The organism is Lysinibacillus sp. KU-BSD001 (genome assembly GCF_042920265.1).
In the GTDB taxonomy this organism is placed as follows: Bacteria; Bacillota; Bacilli; order Bacillales_A; family Planococcaceae; genus Lysinibacillus_B.
Map to the genome: position 1 here is coordinate 119,315 of NZ_JBDQZI010000006.1, position 18,935 is coordinate 138,249.

18 protein-coding genes are annotated in these 18,935 nt (G+C 38.5%); all 18 read right to left on the reverse strand.

The genetic code is table 11. The annotated features are described in order from the left end of the window. Positions 1-624 (reverse strand): ATP phosphoribosyltransferase, encoded by a 624-nt coding sequence (gene hisG / locus AAGS61_RS10965; protein ID WP_391371419.1) that lies wholly within the window; start codon positions 622-624, stop codon positions 1-3. Further along, on the reverse strand, positions 621-1,787 hold the full coding sequence (locus AAGS61_RS10970) for an ATP phosphoribosyltransferase regulatory subunit (RefSeq protein WP_391371422.1): 1,167 nt from the start codon (positions 1,785-1,787) through the stop codon (positions 621-623). The genes hisG and AAGS61_RS10970 overlap by 4 nt, the downstream gene beginning before the upstream one ends. Positions 1,788-2,068: 281 nt before the next feature. Continuing rightward, entirely contained in the window at positions 2,069-2,602 is a 534-nt protein-coding gene (locus AAGS61_RS10975) for an acyltransferase (protein WP_391371425.1), read from the reverse strand. Between the two features lie 3 nt (positions 2,603-2,605). Continuing rightward, positions 2,606-3,244 (reverse strand): pyrophosphatase PpaX, encoded by a 639-nt coding sequence (ppaX, locus tag AAGS61_RS10980; protein WP_391371428.1) that lies wholly within the window; start codon positions 3,242-3,244, stop codon positions 2,606-2,608. After that, the gene (locus tag AAGS61_RS10985) at positions 3,241-4,182 is read right to left on the reverse strand and encodes a nucleoside recognition domain-containing protein (protein ID WP_391371430.1); all 942 of its coding nucleotides are present in this window, start codon (positions 4,180-4,182) and stop codon (positions 3,241-3,243) included. Before AAGS61_RS10985 ends, ppaX begins: the two co-directional genes overlap by 4 nt. Before the next feature lie 13 nt (positions 4,183-4,195). Further along, positions 4,196-5,020: a prolipoprotein diacylglyceryl transferase gene (lgt, locus tag AAGS61_RS10990; RefSeq protein ID WP_391371433.1), complete on the reverse strand. Its 825-nt coding sequence runs from the start codon at positions 5,018-5,020 to the stop codon at positions 4,196-4,198. A gap of 18 nt (positions 5,021-5,038) precedes the next feature. Next, entirely contained in the window at positions 5,039-5,977 is a 939-nt protein-coding gene (hprK, locus tag AAGS61_RS10995) for an HPr(Ser) kinase/phosphatase (RefSeq protein ID WP_391371436.1), read from the reverse strand. Positions 5,978-6,197: 220 nt separating this feature from the next. Then, positions 6,198-6,554, reverse strand: coding sequence for a cytochrome c551 (gene cccB / locus AAGS61_RS11000; RefSeq protein WP_391371439.1), 357 nt, complete (start codon positions 6,552-6,554; stop codon positions 6,198-6,200). 54 nt (positions 6,555-6,608) lie between these two features. Next, positions 6,609-7,424: a YitT family protein gene (locus AAGS61_RS11005; protein ID WP_391371653.1), complete on the reverse strand. Its 816-nt coding sequence runs from the start codon at positions 7,422-7,424 to the stop codon at positions 6,609-6,611. A gap of 344 nt (positions 7,425-7,768) precedes the next feature. Then, positions 7,769-9,007: an EAL and HDOD domain-containing protein gene (locus AAGS61_RS11010; protein ID WP_391371442.1), complete on the reverse strand. Its 1,239-nt coding sequence runs from the start codon at positions 9,005-9,007 to the stop codon at positions 7,769-7,771. 155 nt (positions 9,008-9,162) lie between these two features. Beyond that, positions 9,163-11,133, reverse strand: coding sequence for a S9 family peptidase (locus tag AAGS61_RS11015; protein ID WP_391371445.1), 1,971 nt, complete (start codon positions 11,131-11,133; stop codon positions 9,163-9,165). A 723-nt stretch (positions 11,134-11,856) separates the two neighbouring features. Continuing rightward, a complete protein-coding gene (locus AAGS61_RS11020; protein ID WP_391371446.1) occupies positions 11,857-12,117 on the reverse strand; it encodes a (4Fe-4S)-binding protein in 261 nt (86 codons plus the stop codon). A 264-nt stretch (positions 12,118-12,381) separates the two neighbouring features. After that, positions 12,382-13,935 (reverse strand): fatty acid--CoA ligase family protein, encoded by a 1,554-nt coding sequence (locus AAGS61_RS11025; protein WP_391371449.1) that lies wholly within the window; start codon positions 13,933-13,935, stop codon positions 12,382-12,384. Positions 13,936-14,084: 149 nt separating this feature from the next. Continuing rightward, the gene (locus tag AAGS61_RS11030; protein ID WP_391371450.1) at positions 14,085-16,013 is read right to left on the reverse strand and encodes an FtsX-like permease family protein; all 1,929 of its coding nucleotides are present in this window, start codon (positions 16,011-16,013) and stop codon (positions 14,085-14,087) included. Continuing rightward, complete coding sequence (locus AAGS61_RS11035; protein WP_391371453.1) at positions 15,985-16,758, reverse strand: ABC transporter ATP-binding protein; 774 nt, start codon at positions 16,756-16,758, stop codon at positions 15,985-15,987. Before AAGS61_RS11035 ends, AAGS61_RS11030 begins: the two co-directional genes overlap by 29 nt. A gap of 9 nt (positions 16,759-16,767) precedes the next feature. Then, positions 16,768-17,196 (reverse strand): hypothetical protein, encoded by a 429-nt coding sequence (locus AAGS61_RS11040; RefSeq protein WP_391371456.1) that lies wholly within the window; start codon positions 17,194-17,196, stop codon positions 16,768-16,770. 10 nt (positions 17,197-17,206) lie between these two features. Then, entirely contained in the window at positions 17,207-18,193 is a 987-nt protein-coding gene (locus AAGS61_RS11045; RefSeq protein ID WP_391371459.1) for a sensor histidine kinase, read from the reverse strand. Next, complete coding sequence (locus tag AAGS61_RS11050; protein ID WP_391371462.1) at positions 18,193-18,897, reverse strand: response regulator transcription factor; 705 nt, start codon at positions 18,895-18,897, stop codon at positions 18,193-18,195. The genes AAGS61_RS11045 and AAGS61_RS11050 overlap by 1 nt, the downstream gene beginning before the upstream one ends. Positions 18,898-18,935: the final 38 nt, after the last annotated feature.

The window sequence follows — 18,935 nt, forward strand, 5'->3', positions numbered from 1 at the left end:
CTAATTCACACATTTTTTTAAGCGCGACACGAGGTCTTGAATACGCTCACTTTTCATGCGGTAACTAACCGGATTGGCAATTAAACGAGAGGAGACATCCGTAATGTGCTCGTACTCGACTAACCCGTTCTCTTTTAACGTACGCCCTGTCGATACAATATCGACAATGCGATCTGCTAAGCCGATCATCGGCGCAAGCTCAATTGAACCATTTAACTCAATAATTTCTACTTGCTCCCCGATCCCTTTATAGTATTTCGTGGCGATATTTGGATACTTTGTTGCAATACGTGGTGCAATTTCATTCATCGTCGTATTTGGTAAACCTGCTGAGGCAATATAGCACTCACTAATTTTCAAATCTAATAGCTCATGCACTGTACGACGTTGCTCTAACAACACGTCCTTACCTGCGATTCCAATATCTGCTACGCCATGCTCTACATAAACGGGTACATCCATTGGTTTTGCTAAAATGAAGCGAATTTTTTCTTCCGGAATTTCAATCATCAACTTCCGTGACATCTCTACTTCCTCTGGTAAATTAAAGCCTGCTTCTAATAGCATTTCATATGCTTCTTCGAAAATGCGCCCCTTAGGCATTGCGATTGTTAATTCACTCATATTTGTTCCTCCTGCCCAGAGAAGTACACAACTTCTTGGAACTGCTCTTTAAATGCTTCTACATTTTCTAGACCGACTGTTGATTGTAGCGTCACACGGCGATATTGCTCGCGTAATCGTGCTGCTTGAGCTAATGCTTGTTTAAATGCTATCGGTTCAAATAATACAAGCGCTGTCACGTTTTCAATCTCCTGACGTGGCATGGCTTCGAGTAAACGATCGACACGTAAACCAAAGCCTGTTGCTCCTACAGTCGAACCAAAATGCGCAAGCAATCCGTCATAGCGACCACCATTCCCTAATGGGAAGCCACTACCAGAAGCAAATACTTCAAATAACATCCCCGTGTAATAATTCATATGACTTGATAATGTAAAATCGTACGCAATATATTGTTCAACGCCAGCTAAAGCGAGTAATTCCCATAACTTTTGCATATATTCTAATGCGTCATTTTTACGCACATATTTTTCAATATCTTCAATAGAAGATAGGCTTAATGCTTCCTCAATAAAATCGAGTAGTGCATCTGATTTTGTTTTTGGTAAATCAAATGTGAGTACGGCTTCTTCAAAGCCTACATAATTCCGTTGTACAAGCAGTTCATTTAATTTCTCCGCTTGCTCTACGCTTTCTGTATAATCTTTTAAAATACAGCTTAGTACACCCGCATGACCAATCGTAATTTTGAACGATTCAATGCCGTATGCTTTTACTAATTCGATCACTGTCATAATCACTTCTGCATCCGCAAAAACGGAGTTGTCCCCAATTAATTCAATCCCCATTTGCTCGAACTCTGCAGGTCGACCACCTTCTAGCTGCTGTGCACGGAAAACATTTTCGAAATAAGCTAAACGTTGTGGGATTTTTTCTTTTAATAATTTTGAGGTTACTACACGTGCAATCGGTGTTGTCATATCTGGTCGTAACACTAATGTACTTCCTTGACTATCCACCAATTTAAATAATGTTGCATCATGAATCGCAGACGCCTTACCGACCGTATCGTAATACTCGACAGTTGGCGTTTTAATAAATTCATAGCCGCGACTGCGCAATAATTCGCGCCCTGTCTCACGTACTTGCTCTAATTTTTCATAAATTTGTGGGAATGTATCGCGCATCCCAAGTGGTTTTTCGAACATTTTAATCGATGACATTTTGACACATCCTAAACATTTTACTTTAACGTACTAGAGTGGTAAATTACTAATGTATGAAAGTATTTTACTGCTATTAGAGTATTTAGTCAATAAATTCACAAAAACTTAACTATACCCAATTTTCTGATATATATTTTCCTATTATACACTATTAGAAAGACATCATCTCGACCTATTTTGGTCAAGATGATGTCTTATCTTGGTTGATATCCGTCAAACTTATATGTTCCTATCTACTAAAAAAATCAGCTAAATCCAAAATATTGGATTTAGCCGATTCATTCATTCTCCCACTTCGGGTTATCTAATTTTTTTCGTTCTGCCATTTGTTCAGCAGTATAAATGATGCGCATCGGATTTCCGCCTGCCATACAACCTGGTGGCACATCGCGATGAACAAGCGTGGCAGCCGACACGATGGCACCATCCCCAATTTCAACACCTGGCAAAATAGTCGAATTGGCACCAACCATTACATGATGACCAATGACAACATCCCCAAGTCGATACTCTTCAATTAAATATTCATGGGCCAAAATCGTCGTATTAAAACCGATAACCGTATTATTACCAATTGAAATCCGTTCAGGATACATCGTATCAGGCATCACCATCAAGGCAAGCGATGTTTTGTCGCCAATCTTCATCCCTAAAAATGTACGATACAGCCAGTTTTTTAAACGAAGAAATGGTGTGAATCGTCCAATGGTTATAATGGTAAAACATTTCGCTACTTTCCAAAACGATACAGTGTCATACATATGCCATAATGAGTTTGCCCCTTTAACACGATAACGCTCCGTTCTCCTCATCCACTATGCTTCCTTTACAATTGAAATTAAATCAGACATATGCTCTAACATATAATCTGGCTTGAACTGTTGTAAAAAGGCTCGTCCTTTAAATGCCCAAGACACGCCTGCTGTACATACGCCTGCATTTTTACCGCCTTCGATATCATGCGAGTTATCTCCAATCATGATAACTTCATCTTTTTCTAACCCAAGTTTTTCAAGGGCAAGTAAAATCGGTTCAGGATGAGGCTTTACATGGGTTACATCTTCCAAACCAATAACAAACTCAAATAAGTGACTTGCCCCTAAAATATTTAATCCGCGCGCAATGCTATCACGACGTTTTGTCGATACAATGACTAAACGCATCCCCATTTCCTTTAACTTCTCTAATGTTTCGACAACCCCGTCATATTCTTTTACAAGGTCATCATGATGCATCAAATTCCACTCGCGGTACTTTGTAATCATCATGTCCGTTTCGCCTGGTGTCAGGATATCAAACGTTTCCTTTAAAGACGGACCGATAAATGGTAAACAATCCTCCGCCTTATATTGCCCAGGAAATCTCTCGTTTAACACATGTAAAAACGTTTCAATGATTAACTCATTTGTATCTAGTAATGTGCCATCAAAATCAAATAGCAATGCCTTTATCATGACTCTAAAACTCCTCTAGCTTCCTTTTGTTCTGTTCGTCGCCATACATAGGCCACCACAATCGTTAAAATAAACGCGGTAACGACACGAATCGCCAATAACGGCAATACCGGAATGCCGAGTGGTACGAAAATGAGTGTATCCTCCACTACTGCGTGACAAGCTACTAAGAAAATAAATGCAAGTGTTGCATCCTTTTTCGATACGCCATCTTCTTCAACTGCTTGAATCATCACACCTGCACCGTACGCTAACCCAATTACTAGCCCTGTTACAAGTGTCATGGAAGCATTCGGTTTTACGCCTATCACCTTTGTGAACGGTGCTAGTCTAGTTGAAAATTTCGTCATATAACCATAATCACGTAAAAACTGCACGATGATCATTAATGGTAGGACAATGATGATTAACTGAAGAATCCCGTAACTGGCTTTTTCCAAGCCAAGTAGCAGTATCGCTCCCCAGCCATCTGGATTAGCCGTCATTTCTGGCATCATACCGTATTTAGCAATCTCACTTCCTCCATCCCAAAACAAATTAATCGTAATGGCGGAGAGGAAAGCAAGCCCAAATCGAACGACGAGTACAACCCACAATTTCACCCCTACACGAAGGGCAACGGCAGTCTCAATAAACATACTATGCGCAAACGATAACATAACAGCTAATGTAAATACTTCTTTTACTGTTAACTCCAGTGATAATATCCCTGCAATGCCCGAATATAAATTTAGCGTTGTTCCAAGAACTAACGGAATAGCCGCTTCACCTGGCAAACCAAAAATACGCATGAATGGTGCGATCATATCGACAATCCACGGAAGTACCGGTGTAAATTGCAAAAGCGTTACGATAAACGTAATTGGAAAAATAAATTTACTTAATTTCCATGCTGTTTGTAAACCTGCGAGCATTCCCTTTTTTAACGTCTCTCCCATTTCGCAAGCTCCCCTACTTTTTATCTAAATAACGTACAACCGGCTTCACCTTCATGCGGCGATAGACAATAGCAATAATACCGACGACAATCCCAATAATCGATACGACTTGTGCTGAACGCAGTAAATCGTCAATTAAATACAAGCTATCTGTACGTAAACCTTCAATATAGAAACGACCGATTGAATACCAAATTAAATAAAAGAAGAACATTTCCCCTCGTCGCCAATTAAACTTACGGGCAACTAGTAAAATGATAAGCCCAATCACGTTCCATAGAGACTCATATAAAAATGTCGGATGTACATATGTACCTTGTTCTTCAATATACATCTGTTCAATAATCCAATTTGGTAGCAGTAAATTTTCTAAAAAATCACGTGTTACAGGTCCACCGTAAGCTTCTTGGTTCATAAAGTTACCCCAGCGACCAATAATTTGCCCTACTAAAATACTTGGTGCGGCAATATCAGCGACACGTAAAAAGCTAACACCACGTTTTTTCGTAAAAACATACGCGGTAATAAAGGCACCGATTAATGCGCCGTGAATAGCAATGCCACCATTCCATATTTCAATTATTTTCCCCGGATACTGACTATAGTAATCCCATTTCATCGATACATAGTAAATCCGAGCTGATAATATTGAAATGGGTACTGCCCAAATTAACATATCCCCAATAAAATCTTCATGTAATCCTAATCGAACAGCCTCACGCTGCGCTAAAAAATACGCCAGTACAATTCCTGTAGCAATTAAAATCCCATACCACCTTACGGGAATTGGACCTAAATGAAAGGCGACTGGATCAATAGCTAATAATGTGACACTCATAACAATCTCCTTTCGACTTTAGAAATCATCCATTTCATCATTCGATGCAATCATCTCATCTAAACGACGGGAAAATTCTTCTGCTGCATTAACCCCCATCTTTTTCAAGCGATAGTTCATAGCCGCTACTTCAATAATGACGGAGACGTTACGTCCTGGTTGAACAGGCACCGTTAATTTCGTTACATCTGTATCGATAATACGGACTTTCTCCTCGTCTAAGCCGAGACGATCATACGATTTATCCGGATCCCAATTTTCAAGCTCAATAATCAGAGTAATTCGCTTATAAGGACGAACGGCACTCGCACCGAATAATGTCATAATATCAATAATACCAATACCTCGAATTTCAAGTAAATGCTCAAGTAGTGGAGGTGGACTGCCAATTAGGAAGTTTTCCGATTCTTGACGGATTTCAACACAGTCATCTGCTACAAGACGATGCCCTTTTTTCACTAATTCTAAAGCTGTTTCACTTTTCCCTACGCCGCTTTTTCCGATTAAAAGTACACCAATGCCATGCACATCAATAAGCACACCATGAATCGCGGTTGTTGGTGCCAACTTGCTTTCTAAAAAATTCGTCAGCCGACTAGAAAAACGCGTTGTCGTCAACCTTGTTTTAAGAACCGGCACATGATTTTTATCGGCTGCATCAATTAACTCCTGTGGTACCTCGAGCTCTCGTGAAATAATAATAGCGGGTGTATTTTGCGAGCAAAGACGCATCATACGATCTTCACGGTCACTAGCTGGAAGCATTTCAAAAAAGGAAAGCTCTGTCTTCCCCAATAATTGTACGCGATTTGCTGGGTAATGGGTAAAGTACCCTGCCATTTCAAGTCCTGGTCTTGAAATATCACTCGTCGTAATATAACGACCAATTCCTTCGCCGCCACTTACTAACTCTAAATCAAACTTCTCCATTACATCTCTCGTTGTTACTTGAATCATCTTAAACTCTCCAATCATACAACTCACATATTGTTTTATTTTAACATGCCTATCCCATATTTCTAATATTTCGTATCAGAAATAAACATCTTAACCAAAATCATTCAAGATGATATCTTGGAAGTAAAAGCCCATAGATGTTTTTTATGGGCCTAATACTGATCTATCCGCAAAAAAGCCGACGAATATTCGCCGGCTTGTTTTCACCCTATATTTTCCATTATTTCTTTGCAGCTAACCAAGCAGCTAAAGCTTCTGCTTCTTCACCTTGCACTAAACCGCCAGGCATACCGCCCTCTTGACCATTTACAATGATGTTTAAAATTTCTTCTTCAGATAAGCGAGAACCTACGTCATTTAACGCTGGTGTCGTCCCCATACCTTGTAAGTTACCACCGTGACATGTTGCACAGCGTTGTTGTGCTACTTCTTCACTTGCATCAGCTGTTGCATTTTCTGCTGGTGGATTTGTTGTACCTTCGTTTGGTTCTTCGTCTGTAGCTTTCTCACCGCCACCACATGCACCAAGCATTAGAGCAGAACCTAGCATGAATGTTGCTAACCATTTCTTTTTCATACGTTATATCCCTCCAAAGTATGATTTTACTAACATGTCCCTAGTATAGCACTTTTATGCACGTTTGAAACCTTCCCCCAGTACCTCATAAGCATCTGAAACGATGACAAACGCTGATGGGTCAATGCTTTTAACGATTTGTTTCAGCTTTGTGAATTCTGTCTGATACACTACTACCATAAGCACAGGCTTCTCATGTCCTGTATAACCACCAAATGCCGGAATTTTCGTGACACCTCGGTCAATCTCTTGAAAAATTCGGTCTCTTATTTCATCTTGTTTGTTTGTAATAATATACACCATTTTTGATTGACTGAAGCCTAATTGAATAATATCAATTGTTTTTGTTGTCACATATAGCCCAATCAATGCGTATAAACCCTTTTCGATATCAAATACTATTGCTGCACTCGTTGCAATCACTCCGTCAATGAGCAACACACTTGTCCCTAATGTCATTCCTGTATATTTCGTAATAATTTGTGCTAATAAATCCGTCCCACCTGTCGATGCTTTCCCTTTAAATACAAGACCAATTCCAAAACCAACAACAATACCACCGAAAATTGCACCGAGTAGTGGATTATACGTCCAAGCATCCCAACTTTCTGTTAAAATCACGAAGAATGGTAGTGCCAGTGTACCAACTAAGGACTTGGCACCGAAATTCTTGCCTAAAATGAAAACACCCGCAATAAATAAAGGAATATTAAATGCATATTGTATAATCCCTGCATTCCAACCAAATAAACCATGCAAAATGGTACTGATCCCACTTACGCCACCTGAAGCGATTTGGTTAGGAAATAAAAATGCATTAAAACCGATTGCCACAACAGCCGCTCCTGCAATGACATAAAGGTATTCCATAATTGTATCTTTTACAAAATGATTTTCGTTATTCACACTTTTACCTGCCTTTTTTCATTTCTCCAAACAATTCAGCCATGATTATAGCAAATGTTTTATTAAATCGGAACTTCACTTTAATGAAGTTTCTGACGATTGATAATAACACCAAAGAAAAGCGCAAGCGCCCTCTCTAGCCCCGACATGCGTTGGAGATAGGCTCACAGTGTGCTTGCACACGAAGAGACTTTCGAAACGTCACGAGGGGCTGGGTGCTGGAGCTAGACACGCTTTCAATTTGAAAAAGTTTATACTTTCTTAACCAAAAAGAAAATCCTATAGTAAATTTACTATAGGACTTAGTATTAGTAATACTTATACGTTTCATCTACCCATTCATCCGCTTCACGCTGAATTTGCATAATCGTCTCTTTGGATAACTCTAGTTTTGCGCCCAGTTTTTCTACGTTTACCCAGTCAGCTTTACTTAAGGCAATACTAAACTGCAAGTATGGCGACATTTCTGTTTCGCCCCCACTAATCGTTTCAACAATTTCTTCGGGAAACGGTAACTGCTGTAAAATCATATTCATTGGGCGTCGTAGCAAGGCGTCAATTAATGAAAAGAGGCCAATTAAAAAGTATTCCGAGAAATTTTGCTTATAATTTAATTTCGCTACTTTTTCACAGACCTTGGCACGAAATAGCGAGCTACGCATTAATTCATTAAATACATCTGATCTATCTTTATTTCCTACTTCACGCATAGCAAGTAAATAAATCCACTTTCTTAATTCTGATAAGCCAAGCATTAATATCGCCTGTTTAATGGAACGAATTTTCGATTTAGAGCGCTTCATCGATTTATTAATCAATTGCAATAATTTAAACGATACGGAAATATCACGTTCAATATTTTCCGCTAATTCATTAATATTCGGTTCCTCATCACGTAATAAAGAAATGATATAGAAATATTGAATTGTATTGTGAGGAATATCCGTTGCTTTAATCACTTGTGGTTGTTCAAAAAAATAGCCTTGAAATAACGTATATCCTGAATGCTTCGCTACCTCGAATTGATGGTGCGTCTCTACCTTCTCAGCTAACAGCTTAATATGTGGACATTTTATTTTTACTTTGTTTTCGATTTTCATCCGTTCGAGTAACGAAGATAATAAGAAATCTACCTTGATATAATCTATATAAGGAAATAACTCGTCATAAATTTGTACGCTTTCATCCAATACAAAATCATCTAATGCTATTTGAAAACCTTTGCTTTTTAAATTTTGAATACGTTCAATTAGCTCTGTTGTAATCGGCACATCTTCTAAAATTTCAATTACAACTTTTGTTGGATCTAAATAATCTGTGAGCGGCCCCATTAATAAATTTTCAGTGAAGTTTACAAAACACGGCCGCCCTTTAGTCACTTCATCAATCCCTATGTTCACAAAAGAGTTTACGAGCACATCTACTGTCGCCGCATCTGAATCAACCATAGGAAAAGAATTATTTTCTTTATTGCGGTATAATAGCTCGTATGCAACAACTTGTTCATGAAGATTGAATATAGGTTGTCTGCCGATAAAAACTTCCACACCAATTGCCTCACTTTACAGTTTTCTTTCTTGTATTATAACATGTTTTGACTGTTTTAATATTATAATAGAACACTGTTATTTGTATATATTTCCATTTATATCACAACAGTATAAAAAGGATAAGAAGAAAGCCCCTCTTATCCCCCTAACTTTTATACATATTTTTTAAACCATTCAATTATTTGCGTCAGACGTTCTTCGCGTAAGTTCGGAAGTCCTGTACGGGATAAGTTATGATCGCTCTCTGGGAATCGAACGAAGCCTACTTCTTTTCCTAATGTTTTTAACGTAATATACAACTGTTCAGCTTGTTCAATTGGACATCTAAAATCCTTTTCACTGTGTAAAATAAGCAGCGGCGTGTCTATATTTTCTGCATATTTTAAAGGTGAAAACGCCCATAGTTTGTCTACTGATTTCATATTGGCAAAGTGTTGCCATTCGCTAAAGTAGTACCCAATGTCAGATACACCAAAGAAACTAATCCAATTTGAAATGGAACGCTGTGTAACAGCTGCTTTAAAGCGATTTGTCTGCGCAACAATCCAGTTTGTCATAAAGCCACCGTAACTACCACCTGTCACACCTAGACGATTACAATCAATCCAATGGTAGTTTGCTAGAGCGTGATCAAGACCTGCCATAATATCCTCATAGTCACCACCACCATAATCGCCACGTACACCATCGACAAATGCCTGACTATAACTATGACTGCCACGTGGATTCACATATAACACACCATACCCTTGTGCTGCTAGTAACTGCATTTCATGGAAGAACGTATTCGCATACATTGTATGAGGTCCACCATGTACTTCCACAATTAATGGATACTGCTTGCCTTCCTCGTAATTTGTTGGTTGCATGATCCAACCATGCACATCCCCAATCGATGTTGTGTACACAATCGCTTCAGGCGTTGACAGTGGGACTTCCTTTAAAAATACCTCGTTAAAATTCGTTAATTGGCGGCGTTCACCTGTTGTAATATCAAAGTAGAATAACTCACCTGGGAAGGTTGGATTTGAAACGGTTAAAAGAGCCCAGTTTCCGCTACGTGCTACATCATAACTATAGATATGCTCCCCCTCAGGACTTGCTGGGAAAATACAGCCTTCTAAATCGGCATAATACAGACGTACATCTCCCATCGTTGATAATTGGAAATACAACGCATTCGTTTCTGTCCATATAATAGCTGGTGCATCTACACCTTGCTGCACGTCAGCAACGGCTAAATCGCCAACAGGTGCATCTAACATTTCCGTTATATTTTGTGTGAGCTTTGTTTCTGTATCATATACATATACTTGCCCATGCGTAGCGTTTTTATAAGAGGTATCGCTACCAACGTACGCAATATAGCGATTATCAAATGAAAATGTCGCTCCACTGTAATGACCATCTGCGTCTACTAATATCGCCTCTGCTTTCGTTACTACATCCACAATATAAAGAGGTGTACGGAACTCATAATCTAAATTTTCCGCTCGGTTAACACCTACAATCATTTGTTGTCCATCACGTGAAATACCTACTAAACTATGGTGATAATCCCCAGATGTAAACTGCTCAAGCGATTCATCTGCAAGATGTAAGACAGCGATTTGTGTAAATTGATTTTGTGGACGTAAACCTTCCCCACCAATACCGTCCATCTTATATTTCATACCGTTCACGATATATGCTTGTGGCAGTGTATTTTCCTCTTGTTCTAGCTGATCAATTATTGTTTTTCCTTGTTTCACACGACTAGCAAGCCATATTTTTTCACCGCAAGGACTCCATAAAAATGCACTAACCCCGTTCGGTAAATCCGTTAGTTTTTTTGCTTCTCCACCGCGCACTTGTAAAATGTACAATTGATTTTTCTCATCTCGATTCGATAAAAAAGCAAGCTGTTTGCCGTCTGGTGACCATTGCGGGCTACTGATTCGCTCCTTTCCAAACGTCCATTGCATCACGTCTCCTGATTTGATATGCACATGAAATAAGTGTGAATAATACTTATTATCTTCCTTATTCATTTGCGTACGAATAAATACCGCTTCTTCATTCGAAGGCGACAATACTGGATTTGTGACCGATTGCAAAGTATATAAATGATCCGTTGTTAACATCTTTATTCCTCATTCCACTAATATTTCGATTTCCGTAACAATAGTATATCACTCAGTAGCTCTTTTTCAAAAGACACTATTGTATAATTTTATTTTTATATAAATGTAAAGGTCGCCCTCCAAACTAAGTGAAGACGACCTTACTTCTTAACTTATAATGAGCAAAAATTCATCCTAAAAATACCATTTAAATAGCAAAAGGTATGTATCATAGCCTCCGCGCTTTGCCACAGCCTACACAGGAGCTAAAACAGACGTGGCCTATTTGGATCTCCTGTTCCTGCTCCTGACGCTACGCTTTCATCGCAAAGAGAATCTTGGCTCCTGTGGCTATGGCGCGCTACGGCAAAAAGTGAATATTTCTCGATATGCTAGAAAAACAGTTCTCTTCTTTAAAAGAAATTAATTTCTTTCTATTTGAAAGTGTAATTACCCAGCCTTTACCATAATAGATGAGCATCTTTCTTTATTTTTAGCAACCGATTATTGTATTGAACACTAGTTGCTTGTAGCGGAGGCACGAGACTCCTACGGGAAAAGCGAGACAATCAAGACCCCGCAGGAGTGAGGTACGAACGACGAGGAGGCTTGATCTCGCCCGTGGAAAGCGAGTGTCGGAGCGGAAAGCAATGGTTACAGAAATGGTAATATATGTTTTAGCGTTTACTCGTTATTACTTCTTAAGTTTCTGTACTTGCTTTTGGTAAAAGGTATATTAGCCCTTTATCCCCCATGCACATTTTCTCTCGACTCTCTTACAATATAATGTAGCGCACCGACTCGACATGTATTTACAACACGCATTACTTCTTCCACTTTGTCTGCATCAGGCAATATCCATGGACGTCGTTCTACATTAAATATATATGGATTACCATTTAAACAGCTCATTGAATGTGTACATAAACCTTTTTTAAAGAAAACATCAATCTCTTTACCGTAATATTTTCGATAACCAGCTTCTAGCAATTGTTGCTCATCCATTCAATCAACTCCTCTTTTTGACTATTTCCTTGTTCACATCAAGCTATTCAACTAAAAAACACTATTACTAATTTTAGTAATAGCGTAAAAATATTAAGCGTGTTGATTTACCTTTTATTGTTAACAGAATCATGTGAAACGTTGATTTCCGCTCCATTCGGCTTCAATCAACTGGCAAGTCATTTTTGATCACGTTTTTCTAAAAAAACACGCTTCTATACAGGAAATTTTTTGATAATCAACACACTTGGCAAAATATTAATATTAACTTATAGTTGATATTTCTTTTAATGAGCGACGTAAAATTTTACCTGTTGAATTTTTTGGTAATTCCTCTAAAATCTCAATCACTTTTGGCACTTTATATTTGACGATACGCTCTGCACAATAGCTTTGAAGTTGCGCTGGTGTGATGGACTTATCTTTTAATACAACATATGCATGTACGGCTTCTCCAAAATCTCGATCAGGTAACCCTACTACCGCTGCTTCAATGACATTTGGATGTGCAAATAGCACTTCCTCTACTTCGCGTGGATATACATTGTATCCACCTACGATAATCATATCTTTCTTGCGATCTACAATATAGAAGTAACCTTCCTCATCTTTTTTCGCTAAATCCCCTGTATATAACCACCCATCACGAATCGCTACTGCGGTTTCCTCAGGTTGCTTATAGTAACCTTTCATCACATTTGGTCCACGTACAATGAGCTCACCCACTTCACCAACAGGTACTTCATTTCCTAATGCGTCCACCACTTTATTGTCGACATTGACGATGGATTGTCCAATCGATCCTGCTTTCCGCTCACGGTCTAACGGATTAAAGCATGTCACTGGAGACGCTTCCGATAAACCATATCCTTCTGAAACACGTACGTTAAATTTCTCCTCAAAGTGATGAAGAAGCGATACGGGCAGAGATGCGCCACCTGAGACAGCTAGGCGTAAGTGTTCAAACGCTTTCGGATCCCCTTCCTCAAATTGATACAGGAAGTTAAACATCGTCGGTACCCCTGCAAATACAGTTGCTTTATACGTCTCTGCTAACTCAAAAATCTCGGCTGGGCTAAAGCGCGGTGCTATAAGAAGTGTCGCACCTTTCATTAAAGGGGCATTCACGACCACTGTTAATGCAAACACATGGAATACTGGTAATGTTGTAATGATACGGTCATCACCTGTCATTTGTAAGTATTCACCTACATCACGTGCATTGGAATACAAATTGCCATGTGTTAACATAGCGCCTTTTGGTTGCCCTGTCGTACCCGATGTATACAAAATAACCGCTGTATCCTCTTGCTTAACTGCAACAGGATCCACTGTAGTCGTTGTATTGGCTAATACATGTGTAAATAGCTTTGTCTTTGTTTTCGCCTCATCACTAAGCGCCGCAAATTTCTCCCCCACGTTCGGCGTCGTTTCACAAATGATGTAACCCTGCACTTGTGGGAAGGCTTTTACACCTGTCTCTACAAGTGGTAATAGCATGTCGAGTGCAACGACCACCTTTACATCCCCATTTTGAATAATGTACGAAATTTCATCCGCTGTATAAATCGGATTAATCGGAATAGCTGTTGCACCAATTCGCATTGTTGCATACAACGAGATTAAAAAGTGCGGTGTATTGCCAAGTAACAATCCGACATGATCCCCTTTTTCAAGTCCTAAGTCTTGTAAAGCTTTCGCAAAACGTCCTACTGTCTGTTCAAACTCCCCGTAACTTGTCCCTTGTCCCATAAAATAATACGCTGTCTTTTCTGGTTGTTCGAAAGCCTGTTGTCTTACTTGTTCAACTAAATTCAATACACCCATCCCCCTTGTCGCGTAAATGAACTGAATATTCATTTTATTGCTATTATAAAATAGGTATATTAGTAAAACAATAGGTAGTTTGTATTTTATTCCGTTTTTCTGTCAGAAACAAACTCTTTTTTCTGCTTTATTCAATCACCCTAGCCATTCACATGAGCAATATAGCGCCAACGAATCATATAAAAATAAACAACTTGCACACAAACAAATAGAAAGAAGGCGACAATAATTTCTTTGACAATAATGAGGTTAATCACATCTTTCAATACAGATTGAAGTGCGATAAATGCAAACGTACTATGCAGAAGTGCCATACCCCACGGCAAGAAAAATTGCGGTGCTAAATGCCTTGTAATCAATCGTTTTTGTTCTGCATCTGTTAATCCCATTCTCTTTAAAACTGCAAATTGTTGACGTTCACGTTCGAGGTTTGCATACAACTTAAAATAAATAAAACTCCCCGCGGCCATTAAAAACACAATAACCACTAATACACCTGACACAGTAAATAAAGAATACATCGCTAATATATAAGAATAATTTAAACCTGTATTTTCAAAATAAAAAGGCAATGAATAGACAGTATTTTTCACATATTCTTGTGATACTAATTGTTGAATAGATAAGCCAATATCCTTCGCCTCTATCCAGTGAGGAATATCAAATGCATATAAATGATAGCTCGGTACCTCTTCAGGAATAGCTAAAGGTTTAGTTAATAGCTTATAATCCTCATCGCTAATAATGATGGAATTTCGGCTAATAATGGATGTCGGAAAAATGATTTTAGGATATACCCGGTCGATTGTAATCGGCACATTATTTTCTGTCAGCACCGTCTCTACTGTCATCTCTTCCAGCATTTTAATGGACTCATCTGAATACGGTATAAACATCCCTTCCCCTAAATTCAGTCTAACGAGCGGCAGACCGTATGAAAATAACATCCGGTTAATGTCCGTTTCGCGGAATACCTCTACCTCATTTGATGTGGCAAGCGATGTTTGTTTAATCACTTGAAAGCGTGTCACATGATAGGAAAAGCCTTGCTCCTCTAGCTCATTGATAATACTGGATACATGTTCCTTTTCGTAAGGATTATCGAAATGTCCCTTGTACACAATGCCGAGTGGATTGAGCTTATCATACTGGGCCGTATAAGAAGAAAGCGCAGCAAGCAGTACAACGCATAAAAAGGCTAGCATGGACACCATGGTGACAACAAAAAACATTTTGGCATTTTGACGCATTGTATAGATTTGCTCAGCAACCGATAACATACATGCCTTATGCCAATACATATCTTTTCGCTTTTTCAATAAATCAAAAATAAAAAAAACAGTGTCTGTAAAAAAATAAAATGTTCCAAATGTCACAACAATCGGAATCAATAGCGTAAAGGTAAAGAGTGTCGTTTTCGTCGTAATCACCGCAAACATATAACCAATACCAATTAAAACAAGTCCTAAAATAGCACGTCCCTTTGAATAACGATCCGATACATCTACAGCACGCGCTTTTAATAAATGCGTCAATTTATGCTCAGGTGTGTACATTACACTGCCAATCGAAATAATAATAAAAGCACCCATAAATACAGCAAATGTTAATAAAAACGGACCCCATGATATATATAATGGCAAATCCTCTAAACTTAACATTTCACGGATAATCATAAAAAAGAATTTGGAAAAGGCAAATCCAAACAATATGCCACTAATACTTGAAAGAGCGCCAATTAGCATCGTTTCCAAAAACACAAGCCGCCCCAGTTGCTGCCTCTCCATACCAAGATGAAGTAAAATCGCAAACTCTTTAGAGCGAGCTTGTAAAAAAGCCTTCATCGAATAAAAAATGAAAAACCATGAAAACAACACTAAAATAACTTCTGCAAAAACCATGCCAATAATTGATGCTTCCCCTAAAAAGCCATTTTCCATATCCGGATGAAACATCAGCATAGAATATAAAAAGAACACAAATACAGAAAAAAAACTGGCCATAAAAAAGGCTGCATAATTACGGAAATTCCGAAAGACATTACGGTAAGCGAATTGTTGAAAAGTCACCTACTTGTCCTCCTAACAAACTGAGCACATTTAAAATTCGTTGGAAAAATGTTTGTCTACGCTCATCTTTATAAATTTCATTAAAAAATTCACCATCTTTTATGAAAAGCACCCGATCACAATAACTTGCTGCAATCGGATCATGTGTCACCATAATGATGGTCGCTTGTTTTTCTTTATTCATGTCCGAAAGCAACTCTAATACCTCGCGTGCTGCATTCGAATCAAGATTGCCTGTCGGTTCATCTGCTAAAACAAGCGACGGCTCATGGATAAGCGCTCGTGCAATCGCTGTTCGCTGTGCTTGTCCCCCTGAAATTTCATTTGGACGCTTCGCTAAAATAGCACATAAATCGAGTTTATCGACTAACCCATTTAATCGTTCTTCCATAAATGCAATGGGCTTTTCATCTAATGTTAATGGCAAAATAATATTTTCCTCCACCGTTAACATGGGCAATAAATTAAAATCCTGAAAAACGAAACCGAGCTCACGTCTCCTAAAATACGCTAACTCGGTACTATTTAAACTTTGCGGGCGCATACCATTAAAAATAATCTCTCCACTCGTCGGTGTATCAATCATGGAAATTAAATTTAAGAGCGTCGTTTTACCACTGCCAGATGGGCCCATCACTGCTACGAACTCACCTTTTTCTACTTCAAAGCTCAACTGATTTAATGCCCGCGTCGTTACTTTTCCTTCATACACTTTCGTTACTTCATTAATCGTTAAAATGGACATATTCTCTCCTTATTCAACATGTATTGGTATATCAAGTATCCACGGAAGAATTACTTCAAAACTAATTTCTAAAATATCGCCTGACATTTCTTGTGGAATTGCATCATATTCCTGTGTTAATGAAAAACAATGCCCCTCAATTACTAAGTCCCATCCGTCCATTTCCCCCTCTACTAACTCCCCACAAAGATGATAACTTCCTGTATACATCATCATTGTGCCCTCTTCTACAGGGTAGTAAGATAGTTGGCTTGGCTTCAAAATATCGATTCCTAACCGCTCAAAAAATGCCAGAACTTTCGGGTCCTTAATGCTACATACTTCCATGTAGTTTAACCACTCTACAACATCGTTTTTATAGTTAATTTTCTTATATACTTCTTTTGTTTTTGGAATATCAATTACTAATGTCCACTCTTCTACTTGAATTGGTTCCACATCATCACCCCTAGTGTTGAAAAATGAGTTTAACGGTTGTTCCTCTAGTTACTTCTGATTCGATCAGTAGTTCATGTCCGAGCTTTGTGCAAATTTCTTGTGCAATATATAACCCCATTCCCGTTGACTCGCCTGTTTTACGTCCATTTTCACCTGTGAAAAATGGCTTCGTCACACGTGATAAGTCTGACTTGGGAATACCGATTCCTTCATCCGTTACACAAAGCGTTACACGTTCTCCCTGCTTTGTCGCTTCAATACTCATTTTCTTATGCTCTTCAAACGTATATTTAACTGCGTTTGTAATAAATTGAGTTATAACAAACTTAAGCCATTTGGAATCACTCATCACAACGATTTCTTCGTCTATTTTCATTTCTGGAAATACCTTATTGGCAATAAACAAACGTTTATTTTCATTAATTGTAGACGTGACAAGTTGCTTTAAGTTCACTTGTTCTACTTGTAAATCTTCTTGAAAATTTTCAAGTCGTGCATTCATTAATACCATTTCAAGGCCACGCTTTAAACGATCTACCTCTTCTTGAACACTTCGTTTATCGAGTGATTCTTCTTGCAGTAGTAATTCTAAAACCGCTACCGGTGTTTTCATTTGATGAATCCACTGATTAGTAAATTTATATTGACGTGTTTGTTTCGTATAGAGCGCCTGCACTTCCTGCTGATACAACTTGTACAACTCATGCATATAGCTTTCCGTTTGATAGTACTCCAGCGTTTTGGCATTTTTCTGTAAAGCATCATCCATCTGTGTTGGTAAATGAACAATTTTTTTTAAATAACGCCGACGCAACATATAACGAATCGTTAAAAAAGACCCAATTAAAATAACGCTCATCACGATGGAATACATCGCTGTTGCGAAGTTTCGAAATCCTTCCAACCAGTACAGCATTAAAGTAAACAGTACGATCAATAGTTGGAAAATAAGGTATGACAGATGTTCTTTCATAAATAGCTTTAATCCTGCCCCCATTACATTTCCTCCGCACTTAAAATAAACCGGTATCCTGCTCCGCGCATCGTTTCAATGCTCGATGTAACACCGTAATCCGCTAATTTTTTTCGAACACGTGTCATATTTACATTTAATGTATTTTCGTCAACAAACACTTGATCATCCCATAAATGCTCAAGCAGCTGATCACGCGACACTACTTTTGGTGCATTGCCCATTAATAAATCTAAAATGGTGCACTCCTTTTTCTGTAGTGGAATAATCGTCTCTTTTACATGCAACTCCATTCTTTCTAAATATAACGTCAGCTGCCCTTGTTTAATCGTACGCTCCTCTTGTTTTGGTGCGTATTCTCCGTATGTTCGACGTAAATGGCTACGAATTTTTGCCAGTACAATTTCGTAGTTGAACGGCTTCGTAATAAAGTCATCGCCACCATTTTCAAGCGCAAAAATTTGATCCATCTCACCTGACCGTGCAGAAATAAATAAAATCGGACACGTTGTATATTGACGTAACTGACGACACCAGTAATAACCGTCATATGTAGGCAAATTAATGTCGAGCAACACAAGATGCGGATTAAAACGTTTACATTCTTCAATAATCGTTTCAAAATTTTCAACAATAGCTACATCATATTGGTATTTCCGCAGCGTTTCTGCGAGCAACGAAGCAATTTTTATATCATCCTCGACTATATAAATCCGGTGCTTTTCCATCCTATCACCCCTTTAGTTCATTAAAGTAGTACTTCCAT